This is a genomic window from Sporosarcina sp. Y352 (assembly GCF_056786535.1).
The window spans coordinates 280,272-296,727 of sequence record NZ_JBXCJE010000005.1 but is presented as its reverse complement, the minus strand read 5'-3'; the positions used below and the strand labels follow the sequence as shown (position 1 = coordinate 296,727).

The 16,456-nt window shown below is 38.0% G+C and carries 21 protein-coding genes and 3 pseudogenes; 22 read left to right on the top strand and 2 right to left on the bottom strand.

What is annotated here, in order from left to right:
* Window positions 1–303: 303 nt before the first annotated feature.
* From AC1TO6_RS11345 to AC1TO6_RS11310, 8 genes and pseudogenes are all read left to right on the top strand, one after another.
* Complete coding sequence (locus tag AC1TO6_RS11345) at window positions 304–471, top strand: hypothetical protein (RefSeq protein WP_482101703.1); 168 nt, start codon at window positions 304–306, stop codon at window positions 469–471.
* Window positions 468–2,060 carry a ribonuclease YeeF family protein gene (locus tag AC1TO6_RS11340; protein WP_482101702.1) on the top strand — a complete coding sequence of 531 codons (1,593 nt, stop codon included), beginning with the start codon at window positions 468–470 and terminating at the stop codon, window positions 2,058–2,060. Before AC1TO6_RS11345 ends, AC1TO6_RS11340 begins: the two co-directional genes overlap by 4 nt.
* 12 nt (window positions 2,061–2,072) lie before the next feature.
* Complete coding sequence (locus AC1TO6_RS11335) at window positions 2,073–2,447, top strand: immunity 22 family protein (RefSeq protein WP_482101701.1); 375 nt, start codon at window positions 2,073–2,075, stop codon at window positions 2,445–2,447.
* A gap of 36 nt (window positions 2,448–2,483) precedes the next feature.
* Window positions 2,484–2,855, top strand: coding sequence for a DUF4274 domain-containing protein (locus tag AC1TO6_RS11330; RefSeq protein WP_482101774.1), 372 nt, complete (start codon window positions 2,484–2,486; stop codon window positions 2,853–2,855).
* Window positions 2,856–3,179: 324 nt separating this feature from the next.
* Window positions 3,180–3,266 (top strand): annotated as a pseudogene (locus tag AC1TO6_RS11325) (hypothetical protein); the annotation flags it as partial.
* A gap of 36 nt (window positions 3,267–3,302) precedes the next feature.
* A pseudogene (locus tag AC1TO6_RS11320) lies at window positions 3,303–3,390 on the top strand (T7SS effector LXG polymorphic toxin); the annotation flags it as partial.
* A 365-nt stretch (window positions 3,391–3,755) separates the two neighbouring features.
* Window positions 3,756–4,301 (top strand): EndoU domain-containing protein, encoded by a 546-nt coding sequence (locus AC1TO6_RS11315; protein WP_482101700.1) that lies wholly within the window; start codon window positions 3,756–3,758, stop codon window positions 4,299–4,301.
* Between the two features lie 21 nt (window positions 4,302–4,322).
* Window positions 4,323–4,625, top strand: coding sequence for a hypothetical protein (locus tag AC1TO6_RS11310; protein WP_482101699.1), 303 nt, complete (start codon window positions 4,323–4,325; stop codon window positions 4,623–4,625).
* A 144-nt stretch (window positions 4,626–4,769) separates the two neighbouring features.
* Here AC1TO6_RS11310 and AC1TO6_RS11305 read toward each other — a convergent pair.
* Window positions 4,770–5,064, bottom strand: a pseudogene (locus AC1TO6_RS11305) (transposase); the annotation flags it as partial.
* Between the two features lie 26 nt (window positions 5,065–5,090).
* Between AC1TO6_RS11305 and AC1TO6_RS11300 the strand changes: the two are divergent.
* The 8 genes from AC1TO6_RS11300 to AC1TO6_RS11265 all read left to right on the top strand — a co-directional run bounded on the left by AC1TO6_RS11300 (window position 5,091) and on the right by AC1TO6_RS11265 (window position 9,653).
* Window positions 5,091–5,522: a hypothetical protein gene (locus AC1TO6_RS11300; RefSeq protein WP_482101698.1), complete on the top strand. Its 432-nt coding sequence runs from the start codon at window positions 5,091–5,093 to the stop codon at window positions 5,520–5,522.
* A 95-nt stretch (window positions 5,523–5,617) separates the two neighbouring features.
* Window positions 5,618–5,839 (top strand): hypothetical protein, encoded by a 222-nt coding sequence (locus AC1TO6_RS11295; protein ID WP_482101697.1) that lies wholly within the window; start codon window positions 5,618–5,620, stop codon window positions 5,837–5,839.
* A gap of 3 nt (window positions 5,840–5,842) precedes the next feature.
* Complete coding sequence (locus tag AC1TO6_RS11290) at window positions 5,843–6,226, top strand: immunity 22 family protein (protein ID WP_482101696.1); 384 nt, start codon at window positions 5,843–5,845, stop codon at window positions 6,224–6,226.
* Between the two features lie 349 nt (window positions 6,227–6,575).
* Window positions 6,576–6,995 carry a hypothetical protein gene (locus AC1TO6_RS11285; protein ID WP_482101695.1) on the top strand — a complete coding sequence of 140 codons (420 nt, stop codon included), beginning with the start codon at window positions 6,576–6,578 and terminating at the stop codon, window positions 6,993–6,995.
* 48 nt (window positions 6,996–7,043) lie between these two features.
* Complete coding sequence (locus tag AC1TO6_RS11280) at window positions 7,044–7,295, top strand: HNH/ENDO VII family nuclease (RefSeq protein ID WP_482101694.1); 252 nt, start codon at window positions 7,044–7,046, stop codon at window positions 7,293–7,295.
* Between the two features lie 15 nt (window positions 7,296–7,310).
* Window positions 7,311–7,757: an SMI1/KNR4 family protein gene (locus AC1TO6_RS11275; RefSeq protein WP_482101693.1), complete on the top strand. Its 447-nt coding sequence runs from the start codon at window positions 7,311–7,313 to the stop codon at window positions 7,755–7,757.
* 279 nt (window positions 7,758–8,036) lie between these two features.
* Complete coding sequence (locus AC1TO6_RS11270; RefSeq protein WP_482101692.1) at window positions 8,037–8,555, top strand: hypothetical protein; 519 nt, start codon at window positions 8,037–8,039, stop codon at window positions 8,553–8,555.
* A gap of 480 nt (window positions 8,556–9,035) precedes the next feature.
* Window positions 9,036–9,653 carry an NUDIX hydrolase gene (locus tag AC1TO6_RS11265; RefSeq protein WP_482101691.1) on the top strand — a complete coding sequence of 206 codons (618 nt, stop codon included), beginning with the start codon at window positions 9,036–9,038 and terminating at the stop codon, window positions 9,651–9,653.
* A 94-nt stretch (window positions 9,654–9,747) separates the two neighbouring features.
* On the opposite strand, the gene AC1TO6_RS11260 is transcribed toward AC1TO6_RS11265, so the two are convergent.
* The gene (locus AC1TO6_RS11260; protein WP_482101690.1) at window positions 9,748–10,278 is read right to left on the bottom strand and encodes a thioredoxin domain-containing protein; all 531 of its coding nucleotides are present in this window, start codon (window positions 10,276–10,278) and stop codon (window positions 9,748–9,750) included.
* Between the two features lie 357 nt (window positions 10,279–10,635).
* Between AC1TO6_RS11260 and AC1TO6_RS11255 the strand changes: the two genes are divergently transcribed.
* The 6 genes from AC1TO6_RS11255 to nadR all read left to right on the top strand — a co-directional run bounded on the left by AC1TO6_RS11255 (window position 10,636) and on the right by nadR (window position 16,404).
* Complete coding sequence (locus AC1TO6_RS11255) at window positions 10,636–11,826, top strand: DUF4317 domain-containing protein (protein ID WP_482101689.1); 1,191 nt, start codon at window positions 10,636–10,638, stop codon at window positions 11,824–11,826.
* Window positions 11,827–11,909: 83 nt separating this feature from the next.
* The gene (locus AC1TO6_RS11250) at window positions 11,910–12,326 is read left to right on the top strand and encodes a VOC family protein (RefSeq protein WP_482101688.1); all 417 of its coding nucleotides are present in this window, start codon (window positions 11,910–11,912) and stop codon (window positions 12,324–12,326) included.
* A 305-nt stretch (window positions 12,327–12,631) separates the two neighbouring features.
* Window positions 12,632–13,888 carry a cytosine deaminase gene (codA, locus tag AC1TO6_RS11245; protein ID WP_482101687.1) on the top strand — a complete coding sequence of 419 codons (1,257 nt, stop codon included), beginning with the start codon at window positions 12,632–12,634 and terminating at the stop codon, window positions 13,886–13,888.
* 175 nt (window positions 13,889–14,063) lie between these two features.
* Window positions 14,064–14,435 carry an iron chaperone gene (locus AC1TO6_RS11240; RefSeq protein ID WP_482101686.1) on the top strand — a complete coding sequence of 124 codons (372 nt, stop codon included), beginning with the start codon at window positions 14,064–14,066 and terminating at the stop codon, window positions 14,433–14,435.
* Between the two features lie 249 nt (window positions 14,436–14,684).
* Window positions 14,685–15,380 (top strand): nicotinamide riboside transporter PnuC, encoded by a 696-nt coding sequence (pnuC, locus tag AC1TO6_RS11235; protein ID WP_482101685.1) that lies wholly within the window; start codon window positions 14,685–14,687, stop codon window positions 15,378–15,380.
* On the top strand, window positions 15,373–16,404 hold the full coding sequence (gene nadR, locus AC1TO6_RS11230) for a multifunctional transcriptional regulator/nicotinamide-nucleotide adenylyltransferase/ribosylnicotinamide kinase NadR (protein WP_482101684.1): 1,032 nt from the start codon (window positions 15,373–15,375) through the stop codon (window positions 16,402–16,404). Before pnuC ends, nadR begins: the two co-directional genes overlap by 8 nt.
* The last annotated feature ends 52 nt before the right edge of the window (window positions 16,405–16,456 follow it).

Here is a 16,456-nt window from a genome sequence, read left to right as displayed (position 1 = left end):
ATTATCTACTACATAAGAAGTAACATCACAGAATGAGGTGGAAGAATTAGATGTAATAATGCGCTAGTTATACAAACACGACAATAGACATAGGGATAATAGTCTCGCATAAACATTCCATATTGTTGGATATATTTGACAAACCCAGGGTTGGAATGCTATTTATAATAGTAATGAATAATACTATTTTTTAAGATCCTTCTGACGTTTGTAATAAAAAATCATACAGTCTTTCCAACAGACTATCGAGCGTCGGTTTGCTAAGGAAGCGGCAAAAAAGTGCGTAAGGGAAGGGGGACTACCATGTCGACCGAAGTGAAGATGGTCTATACAGTGGTTCAAAACCAATTAAGTGATGTGAGCATTAAAACAACTACCAGTTCCGTTGAATTCATGGGTGTGAAGAGTGGGAAAATAGCATCCGTCTTGCATAGTGGATTATCCGGACCGAAGCAGGGGATGTTATATTGAAAGTACTAGATGCTAGCCCTTTCCACGATGGCCTGCGGCGAAATAGCACCATGCTAAATCGTTTGGAAAATGAAATGAAAGCAATCGAGAGCGCAGTCGAAGGGCTTGTTGCGATGGAAGATTCATTGAAAGGACAAGGGGGAGATGCGATCCGTGCATTTTATGCGGAGTGCCACCTGCCGTTCTTACAGTTTTTCATGACATTCAAAAGCAATTATGCAAATGTCCTCACACAAATGGATTCCGCACTCGATGCACTGGAGCCGGATGCGAACGGGTTCATCCGTCAAACGTTTCTTGAAGGAGAAGTTGAAGAAGGACTTACGGTAATTTCTAGACTGACAAGCAGTCTCACCGACGAAGCCAACGACATTATGAATCAAGTCGCGGATATCGTTGCCCTTCCACATTTGAATGATAGTGATGTGCAGGATGGGGTTCGAGATGCACGGAGGAAACGGGATCAAACGATTGCCGATTTGTATGAATTTGATGCGAACCAGACGAGGGCATTAATAGCGATAGAGAGTGACCTGAAGACGATGGAAACATGGATTTCTAATACCGAAGGATTGTTCACGGACGGCACGACGGCCATAAACTTCCCGATGGGTAAATGGGCAGCTTTATCGGCGGAAAATACACTTCAGACAGATTTAGCGCAACGAACGGCTGGGATGGACGGCGTAAATGCCGGACAAGAATCCGGAGATGAACCTGGCAATCTAGTAGGGGCAAATACTTCTGAAGATGAGCAATTGAAAGCACTCTATGCCGCGTTAGCAAAGGAAGAACATGTAGATAATCCTGTGAATGACTACGAAATCGATCCTCATACGGGCGAATACATCATGATGAACCAAGGAGTCGTTCGTGTTTCAAAGGATTACGGACCAAAAGAACTGAGCCTCATTGATAAAGCCGGGTTGGGCGTGGCGAACTTCTTGATCCTGGATGACTTACATACAATCACGAATCCCGATGGTTCCTTCGCGGCCAAGGGACTGGCAGTGGCCTCGTTTACCCCTTTTGGGAAGGCGATAAATGCGGGTAACGCGGGCATCAAACTTGTAAGGAAATCTTCAGTTGTGAAAACAGCTAATCCAAAGAAAGTTGAAAATGTTACTAGTAAGGGTATAGATAATGCTAAAGATATAACCAAATTAACTGTTGATGATATACCAACTGCAAAGAGTGGGAACTTTAATAAATTCTTCAATTCCCTTACAAATAGTGAACTAGACGAACTTTGGAAAGATAAAAAGATTAGAAAGAAAATTGAACGTCAGCTTAGAGAACCTGGAGGTTTACATGAATGGCACTTAGTTTCAAGGGCTCCGCAATTTAAGCATTGGAATATTAGTGCTGAAGAGATTAAAGTTTTACGAACATCTATATCTGATGTTCAATTTGTCAATCCAAACGGTGTTCATGGAGGTTTAGGCTCAACTAAAGCACATAATGAATTGTTAGCAATAATAGATACTTCTAACGACTATAATACATTTGTAAGACGACTTAATAATTGGGCTAATTATAGGCTAGAGGGTGGGGTTTCATCTTTACCGGAAGGTCTTAGATTAAAGTAGGAGGATACTATAATGGAAAAACAAGGATGGGTTTCTTTTTGGTTAGGTAATATTAAAGAAGAGGACTCTATAGGAGAGTATGTAGATTTAACGTATGATGAGGATGGCGAGTCTGTACCTTCCAAATTTTTTATCGATTTTAATATTGATATGGATGAAACAGATGAGGATACTATAGAAAAAGCGGTCAATAAGAATAGTAGTAGTGATATTTCCACATTATTAGCTGGGTGTTCGTATGAAGAAATTATCATCCCACAAATTAAGAAAAGTATAGACTTAAAAAAATCATATAATGCAGTAATTCTGATATATAACTTTGAGTATAACAATGAAATTACTTCAACTAATACTTTTGACTTTATTACTACTACAAATTATGAGTAAGAAAACACTTATAAGTATGGAGAATAGACTTAATTGATGGGTAACATAGAAATTACTTTTCTGGAAGAACTGCTTTATTATACGGATAAAAATTATATAATCAGTCAATTAGGTAATATAGACAATCCACTAATACTCCATTTTTTTGCAGCAAATTATAACTGGAATAGTGGGTTTGTTGGTCCAACAGCACTCATTGAAAATGAGTATTGTGATTTAGGAACAGGATTACTAATGTTTCATTACGCAGATGGATTTCGAATGTTAGAAAACCCGGAGGAAGTTTCAAATTCAGCATTAGAAGAGTGGAAGGATTTTTTATTAAATATTTATAATAAACTAATAAACCTAAATTTTAAGACACGTAATATATCATTTGAGCCTGAATTAAAAAAATCAGATATATAGGATTAGAAAAAATAACCCGAATATATCAGATTTGCTTATTAGTAAATCACCAGGTGAATTAGTTGATATTCCTAAAATATAATGTGATAGTAAAACCTTGATTGGCCAAGTGCCTTTCAAGGTTTTTTTGTTGAGGGCATACCTAGTGTCGAATGCACCACTATAAAGAACTGGATGAACTAACAAAGATTTTCATAGAAAATGATGTAGACTTTACTGATCTTCATCTGAAACTCAAAAATATAAAACGCCGTGGAACCTATCAAAGACAAGATACAGATTTATGTCATTGATAGGTTCCTTTTCATATATACTGATGGCGCTATGAGAGTAGTAAATATCAGCCGTTTGCACGATGGCTTGCGGCGAAATAGCACCATGCTAAATCGTTTAGAAAGTGAAATGAAAGCAATCGAGAGCGCAGTCGAAGGGCTTGTTACGATGGAAGATCTATTGAAAGGACAAGGGGGGGGATGCGATCCGTGCATTTTATGCGGAGTGCCACCTGCCGTTCTTACAGTTTTTCATGTCATTCAAAAGCTATAACGTAAATGTCCTCACCCGATAGAGAATGATCTGAAGACGATGGAAACATGGATTTCTGATATCGAAGGATTGTTCACAGACGGCTGGGTTGGACGGCGTAAATGCCGGATAAGGATCCGGTGATGAACTTGGCAATCTAGTAGGGGCGAATACGTCTGAAGACGAGAGAATGAAGGCACTCTATGCCGCAATGGAAAAAGAACAACATGTAAGTCATAGTGTGAATGACTACGCAATCGATCCGCATACGGGCGAATACATCATGATGAATCAAGGATGATTTAAATACAATCACGAATTCCGATAGTTGATACGTGGCCAAGGGACTGGCAGTGGCCTCGTTCTTTTGGGAAGGTGATAAAAGCGGGTAACGCAAGTATTAAACTTGTTAGGAAAAATCCAGTTGTGAAGTGGATAAGTCCTAAGAAAGTTGAAAATGTTACTGGTAAGGGTACGGGTAAAAATGTAACTCTAAAAATACAAGTGAGTGAAAAATCCCTTAACCATGCAAATGTAGGTGACTTTACTAGAAATCCTAAAACAGGAAAAATTTCTAAAATGAGTGGTGGTGGTCATGGTCAAGATAATATAGAGTTTCTTAAACAGGATGGCATCGAGTACAATATTGAAAAAAGTTATCCTAACGGGGTGAGAGTTGGCAATGTACCAGACCATAAGTCTAAAGGAAAGCGAATAGTTACTGGTCAAGCATGGTTTCCTGGAAATTGGTCTAAGGAAGATATAAGGAAAGCTGGAGAATATGTAACGAATATACCTGAACACAAGAATATTGCTGATGGTGTACCAGTATTCGGTGATTACAATGGTGTTAGGGTAGGTGTAATCAAAACAAATGGAGAGATAGGAACTATTTTTCCGGATAATATGTTACAACCGTAGTTTTAAAGGGAGGTATTAACAATGTTTGAGGAAAAAGTAAGAGCAGTCTTAGGTGCACGAGCATTACTAGATGATAATGACCCAAGAACTGAGCAAAAGTGGGAAGAGCTAATTGTCTTACTTAGTGAAGATGAAAACTTGACTTTGAATTTCTTACAGATTTGTACAAAAACAGAACTTTCATTTTTAAGTGAGGTTTTTGAAGAAGTGGCATATAATTTGCAAAGTAAAAAGTATATTGAATTACTATACTGCCTAGATCAAAGATACCCAGACTTAAATTTAAAGAGAAGTATACAAATTGCTGAGGAGTACATGGATTAAATTTCGGGTAACAAAGTTTTTGAATCCAAAAGTTTGTGTGGAAAAACAATACTTTTAGACTAATCACTTCTTTAAAAGGTAAGCTTAAAATAGCGCCCACCTATTTTAAGCTGCCTATCGTTTTTGAGACAGTAAGAAAATAACTTATAGTGCAGCCAGTTGACGGTATTTTACCGGCGACTGGCTGTTTAATTTCGTTTGAATACGGATATTGTTATAATAATCAATGTAGTCTTCGACGATTTGGATGACATGTGCATTTGTTGTACGATGAATTCCGTCGAGATAGAACGTTTCAGACTTTAGTGGGGAGTGAAACGTCTCAATTCGGGAATTATCAGCGGGCATACCTTTGCGGGACATGCTCATGGTAATTCCTTTCTTTAACGGCGTGTTGATACGCATACGACGTATAGACCGTACCTTGATCACTATGCAATCGATCCTCATACAGGCGAATACATCATGATGAACCAAGGACTCGTCCGAGTTTCAAAGGATTACGGACCAAAAGAATTGAGCCTCGTTGATAAAGCCGGGTTGGGAGTAGCTAACTTTTTGTTCCTGGATGACTTAAATACAATCACGAATCGCGATGCCTCCTTCGCGGCCAAGGGATTGGCAATAGCCTCGTTTACCCCTTTTGGGAAGGCGATAAAAGCGGGTAATGCGGGCATCAAACTTGTGAGGAAAACTCCAGTTGTGAAAACAACTAATCCAAAGAAAGTTGAAAAGGTTAGTGGTAAGGGTGCGGGAGAAGTTAGTAAGAGTACTAGTGGGAATAGGACGCATTTAAGTGATGTGAAAATTCCATCAGTAAGAAATAACGAGTTCAATAAATGGTTTGATAATCTAGCAGCAAAAAAAATGATGAAATGTGGAATAATCCTCAATTGAGAAGTGAAATAGAAGATAGGATTAGACGTCCAGGAGGATACCATGAGTGGCATCTTGTAGCAAGAACTCCTAAATTTAAGCAGTGGGAAATTAGTATGGATGACATTAAAGAAATGAGGTCTTTGACCAAAGATGTTGAATTTGTAAATCCACCTGGTCGTCATGGAAGCAGAGGTTCGACAAAAGCACATAATGAAATGTTAAAGATTATTGATTCTGCTTCTGACTATGAAAGTTTTGTTAAAGGGCTTAATGAGTGGGCTGGAAATAGAATGAAAAATGGCATTATGGATTTACCAGAAGGTTTGGGGAGGTAAAAAATGAAAAACGATGTTTCTTTATGGTTAGGATGCTTTAGTGATTTTGATGAACTCGAAACGTACACTGAAATAAAATATAATGAAGATGGAGATAGTATTCCCTCTATTTTTGAGATAGATTTTAAATTAGGTTATTATGATAGGGACTTAGTTGAAAAAGATTGGATTCCTGACGCTGAAGATGACATAGAAAAGCTATTAGTAGATTTTTCGTATGATAATCAATTAATACAACAGTACAATAACATTAAGTTAAAGTCTAAATACAATACTATCATTTTAATTTATAATTATGATTATAATAAAGAAGGTAAAATTGTTAACTTCGTAGATAAGAATACCTATAATTTGGACTTTATTAGTACGGCAGAATATGTAGATTAATACGAATAAAGTATGTTTGCAGTGGTAAGAAAGAGAATAGGCTGTTAAAAAAGTACATACTCTATGATGGTTGTACCATCATAGAGTACCGTGTGCAATTATAGAAGAAAACGAAGTACGAGCTTAGGCGAGATGACATTTTACTGGGTGATGAATATAAACACGTGGAATGTATATTAAATTAACGAACTCGTAAGTTTTAACATAGTAGTTGTCACACATATAAAAGGTGTCATACTGTTACTACAAAAATTAAAAATTTATGCTATTTGAATTTAAGGTGCCTGATTCTGACACAATTCCAAATTGTGTTAGTACAAGGTACCTTTTTTATGCTGGGCAAGAATCTGTGGAAAATCTTGGCGATCTAGTAGGGGCGAATACGCCTGAAGACGAGAGAATGAAAGCACTCTATGCCGCAATGGAAAAAGAACAACATGTAAGTCATGATGTGAATGACTACACAATCGATCCTCATACAGGCGAATACATCATGATGAACCAAGGACTCGTCCGAGTTTCAAAGGATTACGGACCAAAAGAATTGAGCCTCGTTGATAAAGCCGGGTTGGGAGTAGCTAACTTTTTAATCCTGGATGACTTAAATACAATCAAGAATCCCGATGGTTCCTTCGCGGCCAAGGGACTGGCACTGGCCTCGTTTACCCCTTTTGGGAAGGTGATAAAAGCGGGTAACGCGGGTATTAAACTTGTTAGGAAAACTCCAGTTGTGAAGTGGATAAGTCCTAAGAAAGTTGAAAATGTTTAGAATATAAAAACTATAAGGATGTAGAATATACTGGAACGACCAAGGTTAATGAAAAAAGGAAGAGCACCAATTTGGAAAGATGGAATAGTTATAGAGCTTCATCATTTAATCCAAAGAGAGCCAGGGTCAATGGTGGAAATTCCTGCGAGTATGCATGATGAATATCATAAAGTTTTGCATGGTTTGGTGGAGAATGGTTGGAGCTTTAGAAATGACCCTGTATTAAAAAAGCCATACGATAACTTTAGAGGTAAATATTGGAGATGGAGAGCTAAGCAAATCGAGAAAAGCGACTTGTAAAAGGAGGAACCATATATGGATAAAGAGGAATTAACAAATTTTATAAATGAACATAAGGAATCAGATGACTTTACTGGTGGAGTAGATGAAAGTCAAATCAATCTTGTCCAAAATGAGCTAAGGGTGGAGTTACCAGAAAGTTTTAAGTGGTTTTTAACTACCTATGGTTCTGGTGGATTATTTGGAGTTGATATTTCAGGAGTGACTAAGTCAAATAGAGCTGTTGTTGTTAACACAAAGAGATATAGAGATTTAGGATTGGAAAAGGATTTAGTAGTTATCGAAAATGCTGGAGAATATGTTTATTGCCTATATACAAGAAAAATGGAGAATAATGAGTGCCCAGTAATAGCTTGGAATAGACCTGGGGGACTTGATGACTACAACACAGCTAAGAACTTTTATGAGTTTTTATCACAAAGGTTGTTGGATGCACAAGAAGCATGGGAAGAAGATTTTTAAGATAGATAAATATAAAGACATTATAACTGAAACAAAGAAACTCAAAAACTTTTGATGGTTTTACTACAAGGATTTGTATAATGATATTTTGTTTATGAAAAATGTACGATAATTAGTCGAGATGACATTTTAAACATACGAAGTATTATTACTGGTAACAAGACAAAAACTTACGAATTTAATTAGGCTAGTTGGCATAAAAATAGAATTAGTAATGAATTACATTATATAGCTAACTACAAAGCACGCTGTATATAGACCTTAGAAGGAGACATGATTATGTTGGAAGTAACAGAATATAAAGAAATTAAGTTTGTGAATATTGAATATGATGTTAATACACCGATTAATATAGAATTCGGTACTTGGAATATATCAAAGGAACCAACGATATATTGGCGAACTGGGGATTTCAAGAAATCTTTAATTGAAATAGGAGTAGGGAAATATACAGGAAATATTCGTTCTATTACACTAACTTTGAGTGAAAACGTATACAAGATAGAGAATTTGAACTTGGATATGACAAATATAACTTTGATTAAAGGTATACCTAATTTCCAAGTTGAAGAATATGACAAAGAGATGTATATAGATGAAAATAGTAAATTGAATGTATATATAGGGATTGATAAGGTATTAATTTCATTTTCGGAAAATGATACTGTGTCAATTATACAAAATGATAATGTGGGATTTGCTTTAGACATAAATAAAATGGTTTGTGGCGTTATAGTCAGTGGTATGTTAGAACATGAAAAGAATATATTAGAAGAAGCATTGAAATATAAAAAATAATTGAACCTTGATTGGCTAAATGCCTTTCAAGGTTTTTTGTATAATGGTAATTTGTGTTTGTGGTGATAAGAATAAGCAATAAAATAAAGAATTAATGAAGGTATTTTCCTAGATTTATAGAAAGTGTGGGTATGGTTTAGTACAAAGGCAGTGTGGAAATTCAGCGATTACTTTTGGGGAAGCCGATTTGGACAAAGGCGACGCCTGAGCAGAAAGTTCTTCTAATTATAACGGAAAAAAGTTCGCTATATGTTGAGGGGATGGTTATAATGTAGACGCTTTCGCTGGGGGGCATCCACAGAGCACCAAAGCGCTTATAGCGGGGATTCTGACCTTATTCAAGCCGGCACTTTATCAATCCTTGCTTATGGCGGGAGGCCCCTAAAAAAGCGCCGCAGGGGATTCAAAAGGGTTCTTTAAACATACATCTTTTAGTGTTACGATATATTAAATATAAAACATTGAGGTGAGGGGGATTTCATGTTTCTAGACAAATTGAAGAACCAGTTAAATGAAGGTCAGCCCTTGTTTATAGGGGAGCAAACAGCTTTTCGTTCAGCGATTTTACTACCACTCGTTAAAGTGGAGGAAGAATGGCATATTCTTTTTGAAGTACGTTCATTCACCATGAGAAAACAGCCAGGTGATATTAGTTTTCCCGGCGGTCGAATCGACTCCACAGACCCATCCCCAATGGCAGCCGCTTTACGAGAAACGCATGAAGAATTAGGTGTCGACCCAGAAACAGTTACGATTGTAGGGACATTAAGCCCGTTCATTGCCTCGTCTTCATTTGTTATCTATCCCTTTGTAGCAATCATTGATTACAATCAAATTATCCATTCGTATAACAAAGATGAAGTTGAAGAAGTATTTACAATTCCTATTAAATGGCTATTGAACTATGAGCCTTATATGCATTTAATATCTGTGGATCCAGTGCCTTTGCCAAACTTCCCGTTTGAAAAAATAATGAATGGTACTCAGTATAAATGGAGAGCTCGTTCAGTGGAAGAATGGTTTTTCGATTATGAAAAGTATACAATTTGGGGTTTAACAGCTAGGATATTAAAACACTTTATAGAAATAATAAAATAAGCATATGCATTGAAAATCACAAAGAAAAACAAGACCTCTGATTTGAGATCTTGTCTTAGTTAATCGATAGATGAGCTATTCCTCATTGATCGTTTTATGAAATTTTTGCTAATGCCGTTTCTACAGCTTGTTTTAAATCAGACGGTTCTAATTCATACGTAAAACCTAATAATCTTTCACCATTGAAGAATAAAGTGGGTACAATTTTCACTTCACGTTCAATCGCTTCAGCCGTAATCGCCAAGCTTACATCGACGTTTTCAAGGCGTTCCTCTTCTTGCAAGTTGTATTTATCGACAAGCAATCGTTTTAATTCCTTATTTGATAGTTCGTGCCATTCTGGTTGTGTTTCAAGTAGTTTACCAATCACATCTAATGTTTCTGTTGGATTTGCATTGTCGAATGTCCAGTGAATCAATGCACCGTGGAGAAGTTCTTCGCGTGGTTTATCGTATAATTTCACAATCACTTCAATTTGACCATTTTCGATATATGTTGGTAATACTTCTTTTGCTAAATGATAAATTCTTTTAGTGCCTGGGCACGCCAAATTAATAAAAGCCTCTAGTTTCAAAGGTGCATCTGCACTGCCGAATTTCAAATGATCATTTTTAATCGTTGTCATATTCAATCTCCCTTTCAAACTTTCTGCTATAAATATATACTATATCTATAGGGATTGTAAACATTATGGTGTTGAATAGTTAGTTAAGCTGTTGAATCCAATTGATATGAAACACTAAAAATATACCTTAAGTGGACTTGTTATCGAGATGGCTTACTTGATTTGCTTTACCCGTATAGTTCCATTTCTACAAGAAAGACTTTTGATCCGCATGTCTTTCAAAATAGACTGCTTTCCTGTCTTTATCGTAAATATTGCTATAATAAGGGCGTGTGAAAAGCTAAACTGTAGTTTTGGTTTTAGATGCTTTTCTTTTTAAAGAGTATGATTTTACTAGCCAGGGAGTTGGAATTTGAGATGAATAAGAAAGATATTGCAGCGATTCGTAAACAATTTAAGTTGGACACTGATTTACTAAAAATTACTGATATTTATAAAATTTATATTAAGCAGGAGAGTACTGACATCTTTCATGAGGAGAGCCAGCCGTTCCCCTTGTTAGATCGGGAGGAACAAGAATTATTCCTCACCAACTTTAAAAAGGTTTTAGGTGGAAAATTGGATGTGAAACTGTTTGAAGTCAGTTTTACGCGTCCAGCAGAAGAGCAAACGGATCATACGCAGCAGCTTTTATATGAAGGTCTTCGTACAGACGACGTTGAAGAATGGAAAGCGGGTATGCATAGTATCACGCGGAAGATGGTTCAGGACGTCCAATATGAAAAGGACTTGGTCGTAACATTCATTCGCGGAAATTATTATAAACCGACGAAACGAAATTCAGATGAATCCGAAATAGACAATCGGGATGAGGTGTTTACGAATCCTTTCATCCTTTGTAGCATGAATCAGACCGAGCTGCCGAAACGTTCACTTGTGTTTGATTTTATCGAGAGGGAATTTAAATCGAGTACGATAGCCGATCCCATCATTAATCTTGCGTCTCCAATTGGTGGATTTTGGTTTCCTAGCTTTACGGATGGCGCGGCAGATGTCAATCGCATCCTTTACGCTGCAGGAAAATCGAATAAGCCAGACATTAATTTCATCGAGAATGTGCTGGACGGTGAAGATATCATGACTGCAGAGGATGACAAAGCCGTATTTGAAGAGATAGTAAAAGAAGTGATTGGTGATGTAGTGGATACGCGGACCCTCGCCAACGTATATGAAGAAATCAATCGCATGATGGATGAGGGAGACGAGGAAGAGGAAGACGAAAGCATCCCTACCTTGGATACGAAAGAGATGGAACGTGTGTTGAAGGCATGCGGCGTGAAGAACGTGAATACGGAAAGAGTGGAAATGGCTTTTCAAAAGGTGATTGATGACGAAACGTATGAAATGAAAGCAAGCCATGTCGTTCCAAGTTACACATCCAAGTCCATCAAAATCAGCACGAAAGTAGCGGATATCGCAATCAGCCCGCAAGACTTAAGATATGTCAGACAGGTCAATTACAATGGAAAACGCTGCCTTTTGATAGAAGTGGAAGAAGACACGATGATTGAAGGATTTAAACTGATTCAAGAAGAGCTGTTGGATTAAGCAAGAAATCTAAGGCGATCCTATGCATTAGATTCGCATAAATGTAGCTGATAGTAAGGACATAGCTGAAAGGGGGAGCAAAATTGGGATACGTTTTAGATCACGTTGGAATTGCTGTTCGAAGCATTGATGATGCTCTTCCCTTTTACATTAATGTATTAAAAGGATTAGTGGAAGACCGTTATACAAGCGATGCACCAGGTGTTGAAGTGCACGTTGCTGTAGTCAGAACGGAAGATAAAGTAATTGAATTACTGGCACCAACCAACAAGAACTCTCCAATGGCTCGGTTTATCAAGCAACGGGGAAAAGGCGTGCATCATATAGCATATCGAGTTGACGATTTGGACAAAGCAATACGCGAGGCAAGTGAAAATGGCGTTCGTTTTCTAGAGGACACACTGCGTACGAACGCACGTGGAAGAAGGCTCATTTATATTAATCCCGCCTCAACAGATGGCACTTTAATTGAACTATGTAGTTATTCAGAGAAAACTTAATTAGAATTAAATTAAAATGAAAGCATATCAATTTTATATAAAATTGATGTGCTTTTTTGGAAGAAGTATCTCTACTTCAAGCCAGGTTTCATTCCAATATTATAAAGTTGTAGTGTATTTGTGGTGAAGTTACGGGAAAGGTAGCTGAACGAATGAAACAGAGCATTAATAGGTACTCACATTGTTAGAGGGTCGTACTCAGGGAGTTTTGAGTACTTCTATTATGGAAACGACTGGAAATCTTGTCTTCAACAATGCCCGTTGCTATAATTAGATAGGTACTAACATGAAGGAGGGATTGTTAAATGATTTTAAAGAATGCAAAGCTCTATGGCCAAAAAGGTAGATGGGATATTGAAGTGGGAGACGGTATCATACAATCCATTAAACCAGCTACCGGTACAAGCGAGTCTAGTGATCTCAATAACATCAATCTAAATGGAAAAATAGTACTACCCCCTTACGTGGAGCCGCATATTCACTTGGACTACGTGCTTACTGCCGGAACCCCAAGGTGGAATCAATCGGGATCTGTATTCGAAGGGATCGAAATTTGGTCTGAAAGAAAGAAAATCGCCAATGAAACGAAAAACGATATTAAAGAACGTGCCTTGAAGGCGATAAAAATGCAGTTGAAACATGGTATACAGCATGTTCGGACACATGTGGATGTTAGTGATCCGACATTAAAAGGATTGGAAGCATTACTGGAAGTGAAAGAGGAAATTAAGCCGTGGTTGGACTTGCAACTCGTAGCATTTCCGCAAGAAGGCCTTTATACACAACCAAATGGGGAAGAACTGTTGGTTAAAGCACTTGAAATGGGGGCCGATGTCGTTGGTGGGATTCCCCACTATGAATTGACCCGTGAAGATGGGGTCCGTTCCGTGTTAAAGGTGCTTGAGCTAGCAAACAAATATGATAAATTGGTTGATATCCATTGCGATGAAATCGATGATGACCAATCAAGGTATTTGGAGGTACTCGCTGGGGAGTCGCTGAAATTAGGCATGGGTGACCGGGTGACAGCAAGCCACACGACCGCGATGGCTTCGTACAGTAATGCATACACGTACAAGCTATTCCAAACGCTGAAAAAAGCCGGCATTCATTTTGTTGCGTTGCCGAAAGCCAATTTACATTTACAAGGTAGATTTGACAGTCATCCAGTCCGTCGTGGCCTGACAAGGGTAAAAGAGATGGTAGATGAAGGGATCAATGTCAGCTTTGGACTCGATTCTATTATGGACCCTTGGTATCCGCTCGGCGATGGCAATTTGATGAATGTCGTCGATGTTGGTTTGCACGCCTGCCACATGACCGATCATAATTATATCGTAAAAGCCCTAGATTTAATCACAGTAAATGGAGCCAAAGCGCTCGGCATGAAGGACGAGTATGGCGTGAAAGAAGGAAACAAGGCGAATCTAATTGTGATTGACGCTGATTCCGAATATGAAGCGATTCGTACGCAAGCACCAGTGCTCTATTCGATGCGGAATGGGGAAATGATTGTCGAAACGAAACCCGCCGAGACAACAATGAACATATCCATTTTTTAAAATATTGTTTTGTATCTATATATGTTGAAATATAGAATCCTACCTAGAACGCTTGGTGATAGGGGACGCCTTCCGCAATAAGCCAGGCGAAAACTCACTGTCTGTCTTATTGCTTCGGCTACCTCGTTAGTCGCCTTCACCGAACTACATAATTATTATTTTAGGAGGGCGCCATATGGAAGTTTTCGCAGAATACTTAGCGGGTATTGATGACCCACAACATCAAGCCCGAACGAAAGAAGTTTTAGAATGGGTAACTGAAAAATATCCGAGTTTAATGCCGAAAATCGCGTGGAATCAGCCTATGTTTACCGATCACGACACATATATTATTGGTTTTAGCACAGCTAAAAAACATTTGGCTGTTGCCCCTGAAAATGCAGGGATTATTCATCTCACTGATGAAATTGTGCAGGCCGGCTATGGTCACACCCAGCAGTTGGTACGTATCCCATGGGATGGTCCGATTGATTTTTCATTACTTGAAAAAATGATCGACTTTAATATATTGGATAAGGCAGACTGTTCAACTTTTTGGCGTAAATAAAAAATAGATAACCTATTTAAATTACTACTATTTCTACTTTCACTAAAAGGTGTGTTAGTGAAGAACTGGCTGCCCTCATGGTAGCCTTTTCTTATTGAGTAATGAAATTAAATACTTCTCAGAAATTGACGTTTTGTCAGCCTTTTGTCTATGGCATATACAAGGTAGTTCGGCCTTAATCCCATGAAATTATTCGAGTTTGATGTTGTAATCTCCTACGATACCAATAGTTTAGAAATGAGGGTTAAAATGTTAAAAGGATGGACAACATTTGAAAAGACATGGCTAAGCTTCTTTATGGTAATTAACGTTTATCTGTTTTTTGCATTTGATGACACGATGTTGGGATTGGTATCTTCTACATTCGGAGTGTTGTGCGTTGTGCTTGCTGGAAAAGGGAAGATATCCACTTATTATGCAGGTATCATTCAAGCGGCCACATATGCTTATATCGCATGGACGTACGGACTGTTTGGGGAAGCGATGTTAAATGGATTATTCTACTTACCGATTCAATTCATAGGTATCTACTTATGGAGCAGAGCAAAAACAAAAGATAGTATTCGTGGAGAAGATGTTGTAGTTAAGAGGTTAAATAACAAGCAAATTCTTCAATTAACTATCATTTCAATTATCGCTTCAATTGGATACGCTTATTTGCTAGATTACATGGGTGGACAACAAGTCAGACTAGACTCTGTGGCTGTAGTGCTTTCAATCGTTGCACAATTTTTGATGATTAAGCGATATGTCGAACAGTGGATTCTGTGGATTACTGTTAACGTACTTACGATTACACTTTGGGTTATTGTGTTGCTACAACAAGGTGGAAATGATTGGGCTATGGTACTAATGTGGTCGGCATTTTTGTTCAATTCAGTAGTTTCCTATATCAATTGGAGTAAGATTTACACAGGCCAGAAGCGGGTGACAACTTATGCCTAAGACAGTAGGTTTTATAGGCGGGAAGTTTCTAATTCCACATCAAGGACACGTCTATGCCGTGATTACAGCGTCAACGAGGGTAGACGAGCTACATGTAATTGTCACATATGATACCGAATATGAACGAAACACACTATTTACGAATGCTGTCATTGAACATATCCCATACAACATCAGACTCAGATGGTGGAGGCAAATCACAAAAGACATGCCACATGTACACGTTCACGCCATTGAGCAGAAAGAAACTGGACAGTATGCTGACTGGGAAGATGGAGCGAAGAAAATAAAGTTCGCAATCACAAAGGAAATCACCCACGTATTCAGCTCTGAGCCCAAATATGATGTCTACTTTAAAGGGCTGTATCCTAAGGCCGAGCACATTGTCATCGATGCAGAACGTTTAACGTACAACATCTCGGCAACTAAGCTACGTACAGAAGGTGCCATGAAACATTGGAATATGATTCCTGATATCATCAAACCCCACTTTGTTAAGAAGGTAGTTGTCGTTGGCACAGAGTCAACAGGAAAGTCATCTCTCGTTCGCAATTTAGCTAAGTTATACAATACCAATTATGTAGAAGAGTACGGTAGGGTGTTTTATGAACAACTTGGGGATAGTGTTGTTGATGTGTCGCTTCCAACGGATTATGCAGAAATTGCAATGCAACATAAGCTTAATGAAAAGAAGCAAGCAGAGACAGCCAACAGGGTGCTGTTCATCGATACAGAAGCAAATGTGACTCAATACTACTCCGATCTATATGCGGGTCATTTCGACGGTATAGTGGACTCAATAGCCGCTAGACAGGATTATGATTTATGGCTATTTTTAGAACCAGATGTTGAATGGATAAATGATGGCACAAGAACATTTGGCGAACGCGAAGTTAGAATGAAGAATAATGAGTCGCTGAAGAAGATGTTAAATGAGCGTGGAGTTGAGTATATATCTGTTAGTGGAAGTTATTTAGATAGATTAGAGGAATCCATGAGACATATCAATGAGTTAATCGAATAAGTGATAGTAAATGGGATAATAGTGATGGAATTGCTGGCAAACGAGTAGGGGA